Below are 12636 nucleotides of genomic sequence, written 5' to 3'. Positions count from 1 at the left end.
CCTTGCTATACTGTCCGTATTGAAAAGAATTCCAGTCACGGTTTGACTAAAGGAGGACGTACATCATGAAAAAAATCGGACAGTTCACGTTAACAGCCGGACTCGCAGCAGTACTCGTCTCAAGTAGTTTACCTGTCATGGCAGAGGCAGGATCTTCAGCCGATCGGATCAGTCACAAAATCGACACGATGACACTCGAACAAAAAATCGGGCAAATGATCATGCCGGACTTCCGGCAGTGGAATGGCAGCAATCATACGTCGCTTGCCCCAGAAGTCGCGAATATCATCGATCGCTATGATTTAGGCGGCGTCATCTTGTTTGCTGAGAACGTCAGCGAAACCGAACAGACGACGAAACTCGTTCATGATCTGCAAGAAGTCGTCAAACAAGATGCTAGCAACGATATTCCGCTCTTCGTCACGATCGACCAAGAAGGTGGAATCGTTACTCGGCTCGGAACAGGGACGAACTTACCTGGCAATATGGCGTTAGGTGCGACCCGCAGTAGCACATATGCCAATGATGCCGGTCATATCATCGGTTCGGAACTGCGTGCGCTCGGCATCAATGTCAACTTTGGTCCGGTTCTCGACGTCAACAGCAATCCTGGAAATCCTGTCATTGGTGTCCGCTCGTTCTCGAGTGATCCGGAGCTCGTCGGCACACTCGGTTCCGCTCTAATGAAGGGAATTCAGTCTGAAGGTGTCGCAGCGACCGCCAAACACTTCCCGGGTCACGGCGATACGGCGACCGATTCCCACTATGGATTACCGGTCGTTGACCGGTCCCTGCAGGAGCTAGAACAAGTCGAGCTCGTACCGTTCAAGCGAGCTATTGCTGAAGACATCGATATGATCATGACAGGACACATCGGGATGCCGCAAATCGAACCTGAAGTCGTCACGTCGACAAATGGTACCTTCCCTTTACCTGCGACGTTATCGGATGATGTCATCACGGGCGTACTGCGCGAAAAACTTGGCTACGATGGCATCGTCATCACAGACGCGTTGAACATGCAGGCGATCGCCGACAACTTCACGGAATCAGAAGCCGTCTTAAAGACGTTTGACGCCGGTGTCGATATCGCGCTCATGCCGACGATCCTTCGTTCCGAGCAGGATGTCACAAAACTCGACCGGATTTTCAAGGATGTGATCGCAGCAGTCAAAGATGGTCGCCTCTCAGAGGAACGGATCGATCAATCGGTTGAGCGGATTCTGACACTGAAAGCAGAACGCGGAATTTGGAACGGTACGACTGATTCGACATCCCTAGCTGAAAAAATCGCGCAATCGAACCAAATCGTCGGTAGTCCCGAGCATAAAGCAAAAGAACGTGCGATGACGGAAGCCGCGGTCACACTCGTGAAAAATGATCAGCGGACCTTACCATTCAAACCGAAAAAGAATGCCAACGTTCTTGTGATCGCTCCTGCGGCGGATCAAACGGACAGCATGAAAAAAACGATCGCTTCCCTACCGAAGAATCGGAACTGGCACGTGACGACAGCGAATTACTCGGCTACTACGCTACCGCTCGACCAAAACCCGACATTACGGGCGCAACTCGATGCAGCAGATTACATCATCGTCGGTTCCAACGTCAACACGAGTGCTAAACTACTACCTACTGCACCAGAACAAGCGATTCCGGCTTCGATCTTCCGCTATGCGAAACAAACGGATACACCATCCGTCCTGCTCAGTCTCCGTAACCCATACGATGTCGCCGTTCAACCGGACGCACCGGCACACGTCCTCGTCTATGGCTTCAAAGGTGATCCGAACGGTCCAGACTCCGAAGCAGGCAATCTAAAATCAGCGGGACCGAACCTGCCTGCAGGTATCCGAGCAATCTTCGGAACGTTCAAACCGCAAGGCACTTTACCGGTTGATGTGCCGGTCTTTAAGAACGGTGTCTTTACCGATCAACTGCATCTCGAATTCGGTGACGGCTTTAAAAACTGAAAAAAATGATGACGTGATACACCAAAAGACCGAAGCTCCTTAAAGGATGCCTCGGTCTTTTAATGATTGATACGGATATTCAGCTTCTTCTTTCGCACGATGGTAGACGCGGTATAACCAATAAGTCAGTAGTGCATAGACGACGATGACAAGAACAGCAGAAATGTAGCTCCCCATGCTATACGCTACCTTGAAGTTTCGAGTCGATGCGGATATACCGGATAACACGATCAACGTTGGGATGATAAGTCCTACAAATCTTACTTTGACTTTACCAAGCATTCGTTGCATAGCATATGCCGCGAGGATTACGAGTGTGATGACTATGATTTCCATTCCAATCCCTACTTTCACTAGATGGTATTCCTAATTCTACCATCTACTGGTTTAAGAAGATACCGGGCGAGCTGGAATCGTTTCGTAGACCGACGTGAACGTCTCTTCCGTCCACCCCATGTGCCAGAAGAGTAACTCATAGTAACAACTCGTCACGAAATGACGTTTCATCCGCTCGCGTTCCGTCTGGCTCGCTTGCTCCGCCAGCGCATCAAGCCGTGCAATCTGTTCAAAGACGACCTTTTCAAACCATTCCGAGCTATACGTGTCGATCCATTGCTGATAGATTTTTTCTTCCGGTGTACACGTTAGTAATTGTTGCCCGACTTCATAATACAACCAGTAACATGGCAAGATGGCAGCAATCGTCTCACCGAGCGTTCCTTCACTCGCATGATGCATGTGCGAGACATACGCATATGCTGTCGGTGCCGGTTCAAATGCTTCAAGATCTGCTGCCGTAATACCGAGCGGCTCAAAAAATGATTGATGTAAGCTCAACTCTGCCTCGTAAGTCGAAGTCGCATGCTCGGCAAGTGTCGCAATCGTCGCGAAGTCGTCTGCTTTTGACGCTGCCTTCGCTTGAATCTTCGCAAAGTGTTTTAAGTAATAGGCATCCTGCATGACGTAATGCCGAAATTTCGAGAGCGGTAACGTCCCCTCCCCGATTCCTTGTACGAATGGGTGCGTAAAACTACTATCCCAATACGCTTGTGCCGCTTGTTTGATTTCTTGTGTGAATGTCATGATCTCATCCTCCTCGTTTAGTTATGAAACGAAAAAACACCACCCCGAAACACACGGGCATGGCGCAAGAAGAACAAGACTTGACGCCACTTCCCTCCGTAAGTACGAACTTAATCAGGTTCAAAGGGTCCGAACGTCTTCGTTCGTCTCAGTCGGTCTACCGACTCCCCTAGTGGTCATTATTCGATTCAAATTCACTATAGCATGCTGAAAACGGAAGTCAAGTTGTCTCCTTTTCGCTATACTATGGAGTGTCAGAAGACGGATATCGTCTCCATCTGCAGACCGATTCCGAACTTCTTTCGTTCTCGTACACTAACTTTAGTACCTGATACTATAATTCATTCTGTTACTTACAATTGGAGGATTTCATTATGCATACACCAACAAAAATCATGGCATCAGCCGTTATCGCTTCTGCTTTATTACTCCCAACAGCCGCATCCGCCGAACAAGTCGTCGATAAGACGATCGTCACACTCGGGGAGTCGCTCGGCGCAAAAGATAAAGCATGGGTGCTTTCACGTCTCAATGCACCGGAAGGGATCACACCGATCATCGCCACTTCTGCTGACGAGGAAAAATATCTCGGGAAAAACATCCCACAGTCGCAAAAAGGCGGCAACATGTATTCGTCGGCTAAAATCGAACTGACGGAAAAAGGAGATGGACTCTCCGTCTCGACGGAAAACATCACATGGGTGACGAAGGATATGTATCTCAACGCTCTCGTCACAGCGGGTGTCAAAGATGCCGACATCACGATTACTTCCCCTTACAAGGTGACCGGGACATCGGCACTGACAGGAATAATGAAGGCGTACGATCAAACTTCCGCTGAAACCGGGATAAAGTTAAGTGACGAACGCAAGGATCTAGCACAGCAAGAATTATCAGTCACATCAGACGTTGGAAAAACGGTCGGAACGGATAAGGTGGCTGACTTGATGAATGAGATCAAGGCTGAGATCGCCAATCAAAAACCGGAAACCAAAGTCGAAATCGAAAACCTGATCGTCCAAGTCATTCAAAACAACAATATCCAGTTGTCTGACGCACAAATGGACCGGCTGACGAATCTGTTCAATCAAATGGAGCAAGCGAACATCAACTGGGGACAAATCGAGAGTGGATTGAAAAATGCGGGACAAGACATCCACGCGTTCGCAACTTCAGAAGAAACGAAAGGATTTTTCGCTAAATTATTTGATGGACTCAGTGACTTCTTCAGTTCAATCGCGGGTGTGTTCAAATAATTCAGACTTCCGTAACTGACAAAAAAATAGTAAACTAGATGTATCTGAAACGAAAGGTGGTGTGAAAAGATGGACTTTGCCGCGTGCAAACACTGGTTGATGGAACAATTGTATCTGTTGCGCGCGATTTTTCATGGAATGGCGTTCTAAGGCACCCGTCTGCCCTTTTTTAGAACTTCATGATTGAAAAATACAGCAAAGCGCATCTTTCACACGTGATGGAGAGTGCTATTTGCGCTCTCCTTTTTTTGATGCGCGCGAAAGGATCGACTTACTATGATGATTTGCGACATTCAACACCTAACCAAACAATTCGGAGGCGAGACAATTTTAACGGATGTTTCCCTCTTCTTAAACGAACACGACCGTGTCGGTCTAATTGGACGAAACGGGAGTGGCAAGACGACATTACTCCGCTTGCTTGCTCGCCTTGAGCAACCGGACGGTGGTGTCATCTATCAAAAGAGCGGTTTGACGATCGGCTATTTGGAACAACTTCCTGTTTATAGTGAGACGATGACCGGACTCGACGTCCTTTGGACAGCGTTTGAAGACATCCTCGCGATCCGTTCTCGGATGCAACAGTTGGAGCAAATGATGGCGACAGCACCAGAGAATCTTGATGCGTTACTCGCACGATATGCGGAAGCGACGAATGCGTTCGAACAAAAGGATGGCTATCTACTCGACTCGAAAATCGAGCGCATGGTGAACGGGTTACACCTTCGTCCGTTACTCACTCGTCCTTTCCACCAGTTGAGTGGTGGTGAACAGACGAAGATTTGTCTCGGTCGCATGTTACTCATGGAGCCAAATCTGCTCATTCTTGACGAACCGACGAACCATCTTGATTTAGCTGCCGTGGAATGGCTGGAGCAGTTCTTACGGGACTACACAGGAACCATCCTGCTCGTCTCTCACGACCGGGTCTTCTTAGACGCCGTCGTCACCTCGATCGTTGAACTCGAGGACGGTGAACTGACAACCTATATAGGGAACTACAGCGCGTTCGTCGTCGAACGTGAACGTCGCTTGATGGAACAGTTCCACGCCTACCAAGAGCAACAGAAAAAAATAAAGAAAATGAAGGAAGCGATTCGTCGACTCCGGCAATGGGCAAACGAAGCGTCTCCACCGAGTGAGAAATTATTCCGTAAAGCAAAATCAATGGAACGAGCACTCGAGCGGATCGAACGGATTAAACGACCACAACTCGAAGCCAAAACCGCTGATGTCTCCTTCTCTTCCACTGATCACACGAGCCAAGTCGTTTTTCGCGCTGAAGAACTCTCGTTTGCTTACGGAACCCGCCACATTTTTGATGACGTCTCGTTCGAGATCATGGCACAGGATCGGATCGCGATTGTCGGAACGAATGGAAGCGGAAAATCGACGTTGCTCTCACTGCTGCTTGACGAATCATCACCTGACGCAGGCACACTCACGCGTGGACCATCGAATCGGATCGGTTTCCTGTCCCAGCATGCCCATTTCGAAGAGGACGCGCGGTTAATCGACTGGTTTAGAGACCGGATTGCCGTTCCAGAAGCGGAAGCCCGCCATATCCTAGCCCGGTTCCTGTTCTTTGGACCAACTGTCTTTCGGTCCATTTTGTCACTGAGCGGAGGCGAACGTGTGCGATTGCAACTCGCCGTCCTCGTTCATTCGTCGATCAATGTATTAATTCTCGACGAGCCGACGAACCATCTCGATATTGAATCAAGAGAGACACTCGAAGAAGCACTCGAGAATTTTTCTGGTACATTGATTGCCGTCTCACACGACCGCTATTTCTTGAATCGGCTTTTTCCGCAGATCCTGTGGCTCGAAAATGGTCTGACGCGTTATCATGGTACGTATACGTATGCTCAACAGAAGCGTACTAAGGTCGCTACGTCTTCCTCACTCCACGTAACCCCTCAAAAACCAAAACGCTTGTCACAACACGAGTTAGAAGTGCAGATCGAGCGGCTTGAACAGAAATTAGCAAAACGTGAAAAACCGACCGATACCGTTTCTAAAAGCATCCAACAGCAACTCGATGACCTATACGAACAGTTACTACAGTATGGATGATCCAGCTTTACTTGACTGTCACTCTCGATACCGAGAGTGACAGTTTTTCGTTCATTCATAAGATTTCATCATATGTTTTTTTAGCTAACCTTATTAAGTTTTAAAATTTTATTTTATTTTGTTGTTGCTTATTTTCAGAAAATTCGTATAATTTAGCGTATAGCTTTTATTATTCTTTGGGAGGAATACACCATCATGAACGCCATTCAGCAAGTCATTCAAGGAAGTGTCGATTACGCCAACAATATTTTAGGTGCGTATGTGCTAGTTGCCGTATTGATCGGCGGTGGGATCTACTTCACGATCCGAACTAAATTTATCCAGTTCACGTACTTAAAAGAGATGTTCCGCGTCACGCTCGATAAAAGTGAACAAACAACAGACGACAAAGGGGAAAGCATCACTTCTCTCCAGTCATTCTTTATCGGAGCTGCGACACGGATTGGTACGGGTAACCTTGCCGGTGTCACGATTGCCGTCACACTTGGTGGACCCGGTGCCGTCTTCTGGATGTGGATGGTCGCTCTTCTCGGTGGTGCGACAGCTCTCATCGAAAGTACACTGGCTCAAGTCTATAAAGTACGCGATACGAAATCAAACGCGTACCGTGGTGGTCCTGCCTATTACATCGAAAAAGGCTTGAAAAACCGAGCTCTCGGAATTGTCTTTGCAATCTTGATTGCCGTTACGTTCGGACTTATCTTCAACTCGGTTCAATCGAACACGATTGCTGCTGCCTTTGACAATGCGTTTGGTATCAATACAACTATCGTCGGTGTTGTACTTGTCGTCTTGACGGGACTCGTCATCTTTGGTGGTGTCCACCGCGTCGCGAAATTCTCTGCGATCATCGTTCCTATCATGGCAGGTCTTTACTTGCTTGCTGCCCTTTATGTCGTCGTCACGAACCTGACGGAGCTTCCTGGTGTGTTCGCAATGATCTTTAAAAGTGCTTTCGGAATTGAGCAAGCATTCGGTGGCTCGGTCGGTGCTGCGATCTCACTCGGTGTCAGACGTGGATTGTTCTCGAACGAAGCCGGGATGGGGTCTGCTCCGAACGCCGCTGCTGCTGCTGAAGTCTCACACCCAGCAAAACAAGGTTTCTTGCAAACACTTGGTGTATTCCTTGATACATTGATCGTCTGTACAGCGACAGCATCGATCATTCTCCTCAGTGATAGTTATGCGGCTGGAAATGGCGAAGGAATCGGCATGTTGCAAAACGCGCTCTCCGAAGAATTTGGTGCAATTGCTCCACCATTCATCGCACTCAGTGTCTTCTTGTTTGCTTTCAGTTCGATCGTTGGTAGTTACTACTACGGTGAGACGAACATCGAGTTCATCAAACAAAGTCCAGCAGCTGTCTTCGGTTTCCGAATTGCGACAATGGGCTTCGTCTTCATCGGATCTGTTCTTAGCCTAGGTATGGTATGGAGTTTTGCCGACCTCTTCATGGCAGGCATGACATTGATTAACATGACGGCGATTCTCCTCTTGAGCGGCATCGCCTTCAAAGTCATCAAAGACTACCAGGAACAACGGAAACAGGGACTCGATCCTGTCTTCTCAGCAAAAGCACTCGGGATCGAAAATACAGAGTGTTGGGACGTTGAAGAAGAAGCACGTCCTGCGGCTGGTGAAGTGCCACCATCACAATAAATCACTTCTGAGTTCGAACTTCAACACCGAGTAAGCCATGTGCCTACTCGGTGTTTTTATTTGTAAAAAAGAATTGGGATTATGTTTTCATCGGACAGGGAAAAAGTCAACAGATTGTCCTGAAGGAGGAATTCATCTTGTCTCAAGCCATGTTGATCATCAACCCGTCTTCTGGTAAAGAACTCGGAAAAAAACACGCGACGCTCGCTGAAGAGACGCTTGCTACTCGCTTTGAAACCGTCGACGTTCGGTTTACGGAAAAAGAACACGATGCGACGGAATTCGCGCGTCATGCTGCCCAGTCTAATTACGACGCTGTCATCGCCATGGGAGGTGACGGAACGGTCAATGAAGTCATCACCGGAATCGCCGAGCAACCGCATCGGCCAACACTCGGGATCGTCCCACTCGGAACGGTCAATGACTTATCGCGCGCATTACACATCCCGACGGATCCCGAAGAGGCAATCCAGATTTTAGCTGATGCCCCTGCCCGACCGCTCGATATCGGTAAATATGATGACCATTACTTCATGAACGTCATCGCTGTTGGTCTGATTGCAGAAGCCGTTGAGGAGGTCAGTGTCGAACAAAAAACGTCACTCGGATCGGTCGCTTATTTCATTGAAGGTCTAAAAGCCTTCAAGGATCATAGTCCCTATCCGATTGAAATTGATTCTGCTGAGAAACAATTTGATGGAGAAGCACACTTGTTGATCATCGCCTTGACGAATTCCGTCGGAGGATTCGAATCGTTTGCAGAAGACGCAAAAGTCGATGATGGACTGCTGCATGGCTTCATCATTACGAAGCTTGGATTCTTTGATGCGCTCCAAGCATTACCTAAACTCATCACGGGTGGATTATCAAAAGCCGATCAAATCGAACACTTCACGACGACACGTGTCGAAATTCGCTCGAAAGAAGAATTGCCGATTAATGCCGATGGGGACACAGCAGGTCATGTTCCTGTGACTGTCGAGGTGCTCCCGCAACATTTAACCGTGTTTTCACCCTCTTCTGCTGAATAACAGTATAGGTTCATCGAAAAAAGAACTGACTCTTCGTCAGTTCTTTTTTACTTATTAATCCATTACAATATATGTTAATAACGCATAATTTTGAAATACATTTGAAATATTTTTGTGTTATTGACGATGCTATAATCATCTCAGGCGAAAAATCATTCCCTAAAATAAATAAATATACATAAAATCTTACAATTTTGTAATGATCCGTTCTGTCGCTTCAGATTTTTAAGGAGGAAATACACTCAATGAAACGTTTACTTACAACAATGACAATGACAGCTTTGGTAGTTTCAGGTTTTGCAACAACGAGTGCTTCGAAAGTTGAAGCTGCAACGACATATAAGGTAAAGGTCACAGCAGACGGACTTCGTGTCCGTACTGGCCCATCAACGGCTTATAAAATCGTCGGTAGCGTCAATACAGGACAGACATTCAATTATCTCGGTGTTTCCGGTTCATGGACGAAAATTTCGTACGGCGGCGCCTCACGCTATGTTTCTTCTACATATGTAAAAAAATACAGCACAACGACTTCGTCAAAAGCAACGACTGGTTTTTCGCGTCCAGCAAGTGGTCCAATCACGCAAGGGTATGGTGCTGCAAGTGGCGTTTACGGTTACACGTTCCATAACGGTATCGATATTGGTGCTCCAACAGGCACACCTGTCTATGCATCAGCTGCCGGTAAAGTCATCACATCCCGTTATTACGGCGCATACGGAAATCATGTCATGATGACACATACCGTCAACGGCATCCAGTACACGACGGTATATGCACACCTAAACAGTCGCTCTGTCTCAGTCGGACAGACGATTGCTAAAGGATCGAAAATCGGTACGATTGGTGCAACAGGTAACGCATTCGGTGCGCATCTCCACTTCGAAATGCATCGTGGTCCATACGTCTACAGCGGAACTTCTGCTGCCAACAGCGTTAATCCACTCAATTACTTCAACTAAGCTTGATTCACCGGACTTCTCCCCGTGAGAAGTCCGGTTTTTTGTTTCAGATGAAATCTCCTGACAGGAGTGGTACGGTATATTCAAGGCTCTCATCCATATAGGAGGACAATCACATGAAACGAACCATTCCCCTGATTCTATCAGCATCTTTCGGCGTGACACTGCTTGCCGGTTGTCAAGATCAGCCGACACCTGAAGAACGGCTTGATGCCTACATCAAACTTTGGGAGAAACAAGATTACGATAAGATGTATACGTACGCGAGTACGGCTACTAAAAAGGAATACGGCAAAAAAGAATTCATCGAACGGACGAAACAGTTGTCGAAAACGCTTGATATCAAAAAGTTATCCGTCGAACGGAAGAAAGTAAAGGAAGCAACGGATGACGAAAAAGCGTCCCTTCCCGTGCGGATCTCCTTTGATACGGTGGCAGGAGCCGTTGCTTATGATAAACAAGTCCCGTTAACATTCGAGAAACAAGGAGAAACAGAAAACTGGTTCATTGACTGGGACTCTTCGTTTGTTCTAAAAGACTTTAAGAAAGAAGACAAGGTTCAGTTAGAAACCGTAGAAGGCAAACGTGGTGATTTACTCGACGCGAACAATAAACCGCTCGCGACCTCTGGTAAAGGATATGCTGTCGGCGCAACTGCAGGACAACTTAAAGATGTCGACCAAGTTGCCGAGTTGCTCGATCGCCCGACCTCATCGGTCGAAGATTCCTTAAAAGCAAGTTGGGTCAAGGACGGACAATTCGTTCCGCTCAAAACACTGACCGACGAAGCAACGGTTGCGAAATTGCGTGACATTCCAGGTATCAGCGTCAAAGAGACGGAAGTCCGAACATATCCGCTCGGGAAGGCCGCTTCACACTTGATCGGTTATATCGGTTCAGCGACAGCAGACGAGATTAAAGAATCAAAAAATAAAATCCAAGCTGGCGAACAGGTCGGGAAACGGGGTCTCGAACAAGTCCTTGATGATCGGTTACGCGGTAAAGCCGGAGCTTCGATCATTCTACAAAAGAAAGACGGATCAAGCGTCACCGTCGCTGAAACGAAACCGTCCGATGGTGAGGATATCCCGTTGACGATTGATGCTACGCTTCAGAAAAAGACGTATGACACGATGAAAGAGGATCCAGGAACGGCATCGGCAATCGATCCGCGGACTGGTGAGACACGTGTCTTACTCAGCTCCCCGGGCTTTGATCCTTCTGAATTCATGTCAGGGATCTCGCAAGCGCGACTCGATGAACTGACGCAGGATCCGGATCAACCATTGTTGAACCGATTCACGAGTGCTTTCGCACCCGGTTCGACCCAAAAACCCCTGACGGCCGCCGTTGGCTTAAAGAGTGGAACACTCGACCCGGAAAAAGCCTATACGATCAATGGACTGAAAAATAAGATCGATGGTTTTAACGTCACGCGGATTCACGAGACGCCAGCACCTGTGAATCTGCACAATGCGCTCGTTTATTCAGATAACATCTATTTCGCCCGCTCCACACTCGAACAGGTCGGAACGAAGGCGTTCACGTCTGGACTTGAAGCCCTCGGCTACGGAGAGAAGCTACCGTTTGCGTATCCGTTACGCGCTTCTCAAATCTCAAACGACGGGACGATCGCTTCAGATGGACAGCTGATGGATACGTCCTACGGACAAGGACAGATGCTGACGAACATTCTACATCTAGCGTCGATGTATGAAATTTTCCTGACAGATGGAACAATCTATCGTCCGACCCTTTTACAAGAGGAAAAAACGAAGCAAGTCTTTAAAAAGGATCTGCTGGATGCAAAAGACGCGAAGATGATTCGCGATGATCTTTATGACGTCGTCCATAACGGTTATACGCTCCCAGCTGACATCAAGGAAGTCGATGTTGCCGGTAAGACCGGTACGGCAGAATTGAAAAAGGCAGGCGAAACCGATGGAAAAGAGAATGGCTTCTTCGTCGGTTTCGATAACGACAAAAAAGATCTTCTCGTTGCCATCATGATTGAATCGGTCGAAAAAGAAGATCGTGGTAGTCCGTATGTATCGGGACTTGTCGCCGAAGTACTCAAACAAAATCGATGATCGGAGTGATTGCTTGATGATCCGCACGAGCCGTACTTCAGACCTCCCTGCCCTGCTTGCACTGACGGCAGAGACGTTCGAGCATCATAAGCGGTTATCGTCTCATTTTCATCCGGATGTTTTGACGCCATACACGCTCGAGTCATTAGGACAAATGCTCGATTCAGAACAACACCTCTGTCTGACGGCACTCAACGGAGACGACATCACCGGTTACTTGTTTGGTAAGTGGACAGCGCCAGCAGCCAATCGATTCACGCCTGTCCGGATCTTGAACATCACTGACGTCGGTGTCAACGCTTCCCATCGTTCATCCGGAATTGGTCGCCAGTTGATGCAGGCGGCAGAAGAACTCGCGCTCGAGCGAGGTGTTGCTGCGGTTCGATTGAACGTCTGGGCGGTCAACGACCGTGCCGCAACGTTTTATGAGGAACTCGGATTCGAACCACTGTATACCAACTTGCAGAAGTCGCTCGTTCAACAGTGACATCTATATGAAAAAGAAG

General features: G+C 47.9%; 10 protein-coding genes and 1 riboswitch. Of the genes, 8 read left to right on the top strand and 2 right to left on the bottom strand.

What is annotated here, in order from left to right; all coding sequences use genetic code 11:
- Positions 1 to 65 precede the first annotated feature (65 nt).
- Positions 66 to 1973, top strand: a complete 1908-nt coding sequence (locus U719_RS04810; RefSeq protein ID WP_023467613.1) for a glycoside hydrolase family 3 protein — start codon at positions 66 to 68, stop codon at positions 1971 to 1973.
- A 39-nt stretch (positions 1974 to 2012) separates the two neighbouring features.
- Here the strand turns inward: U719_RS04810 and U719_RS04805 are convergent, their stop codons facing one another.
- Positions 2013 to 2309 carry a hypothetical protein gene (locus U719_RS04805; protein WP_058712931.1) on the bottom strand — a complete coding sequence of 99 codons (297 nt, stop codon included), beginning with the start codon at positions 2307 to 2309 and terminating at the stop codon, positions 2013 to 2015.
- Positions 2310 to 2360: 51 nt separating this feature from the next.
- On the bottom strand, positions 2361 to 3056 hold the full coding sequence (tenA, locus tag U719_RS04800) for a thiaminase II (RefSeq protein WP_023467611.1): 696 nt from the start codon (positions 3054 to 3056) through the stop codon (positions 2361 to 2363).
- 74 nt (positions 3057 to 3130) lie between these two features.
- Positions 3131 to 3237: riboswitch (TPP riboswitch) on the bottom strand.
- Positions 3238 to 3430: 193 nt separating this feature from the next.
- On the opposite strand from tenA, the gene U719_RS04795 reads away from it, so the two are divergent.
- From U719_RS04795 to U719_RS16410, 7 genes are all read left to right on the top strand, one after another.
- Positions 3431 to 4312 carry a DUF1002 domain-containing protein gene (locus U719_RS04795; protein WP_023467610.1) on the top strand — a complete coding sequence of 294 codons (882 nt, stop codon included), beginning with the start codon at positions 3431 to 3433 and terminating at the stop codon, positions 4310 to 4312.
- A gap of 279 nt (positions 4313 to 4591) precedes the next feature.
- Positions 4592 to 6388, top strand: a complete 1797-nt coding sequence (gene abc-f, locus U719_RS04790) for a ribosomal protection-like ABC-F family protein (protein WP_235147626.1) — start codon at positions 4592 to 4594, stop codon at positions 6386 to 6388.
- Between the two features lie 195 nt (positions 6389 to 6583).
- Positions 6584 to 8047, top strand: coding sequence for a sodium:alanine symporter family protein (locus U719_RS04785; RefSeq protein WP_023467608.1), 1464 nt, complete (start codon positions 6584 to 6586; stop codon positions 8045 to 8047).
- A gap of 137 nt (positions 8048 to 8184) precedes the next feature.
- Positions 8185 to 9078 carry a diacylglycerol kinase family protein gene (locus tag U719_RS04780; protein WP_023467607.1) on the top strand — a complete coding sequence of 298 codons (894 nt, stop codon included), beginning with the start codon at positions 8185 to 8187 and terminating at the stop codon, positions 9076 to 9078.
- A gap of 245 nt (positions 9079 to 9323) precedes the next feature.
- Positions 9324 to 10040: a M23 family metallopeptidase gene (locus U719_RS04775; protein WP_023467606.1), complete on the top strand. Its 717-nt coding sequence runs from the start codon at positions 9324 to 9326 to the stop codon at positions 10038 to 10040.
- Positions 10041 to 10156: 116 nt separating this feature from the next.
- On the top strand, positions 10157 to 12130 hold the full coding sequence (locus U719_RS04770) for a penicillin-binding transpeptidase domain-containing protein (protein ID WP_023467605.1): 1974 nt from the start codon (positions 10157 to 10159) through the stop codon (positions 12128 to 12130).
- Positions 12131 to 12146: 16 nt separating this feature from the next.
- Positions 12147 to 12617: a GNAT family N-acetyltransferase gene (locus tag U719_RS16410; RefSeq protein ID WP_023467604.1), complete on the top strand. Its 471-nt coding sequence runs from the start codon at positions 12147 to 12149 to the stop codon at positions 12615 to 12617.
- The last annotated feature ends 19 nt before the right edge of the window (positions 12618 to 12636 follow it).

The sequence above is a fragment of the Exiguobacterium sp. MH3 genome (genome assembly GCF_000496635.1).
Classification (GTDB): Bacteria; Bacillota; Bacilli; order Exiguobacteriales; family Exiguobacteriaceae; genus Exiguobacterium_A; species Exiguobacterium_A indicum.
This window is presented reverse-complemented; position numbering and strand designations above follow the sequence as displayed.

Excerpts from the sequence above, each read along its gene's own strand:
- U719_RS04775 (WP_023467606.1), top strand. The coding sequence starts at position 9,324 with ATGAAACGTTTACTTACAACAATGACAATGACAGCTTTGGTAGTTTCA.
- U719_RS04785 (WP_023467608.1), top strand. The coding sequence starts at position 6,584 with ATGAACGCCATTCAGCAAGTCATTCAAGGAAGTGTCGATTACGCCAAC.
- U719_RS04810 (WP_023467613.1), top strand. The coding sequence starts at position 66 with ATGAAAAAAATCGGACAGTTCACGTTAACAGCCGGACTCGCAGCAGTA.
- U719_RS04770 (WP_023467605.1), top strand. The coding sequence starts at position 10,157 with ATGAAACGAACCATTCCCCTGATTCTATCAGCATCTTTCGGCGTGACA.
- U719_RS04805 (WP_058712931.1), bottom strand. The coding sequence starts at position 2,309 with ATGGAAATCATAGTCATCACACTCGTAATCCTCGCGGCATATGCTATG.
- U719_RS16410 (WP_023467604.1), top strand. The coding sequence starts at position 12,147 with ATGATCCGCACGAGCCGTACTTCAGACCTCCCTGCCCTGCTTGCACTG.
- abc-f (WP_235147626.1), top strand. The coding sequence starts at position 4,592 with ATGATTTGCGACATTCAACACCTAACCAAACAATTCGGAGGCGAGACA.
- tenA (WP_023467611.1), bottom strand. The coding sequence starts at position 3,056 with ATGACATTCACACAAGAAATCAAACAAGCGGCACAAGCGTATTGGGAT.
- U719_RS04795 (WP_023467610.1), top strand. The coding sequence starts at position 3,431 with ATGCATACACCAACAAAAATCATGGCATCAGCCGTTATCGCTTCTGCT.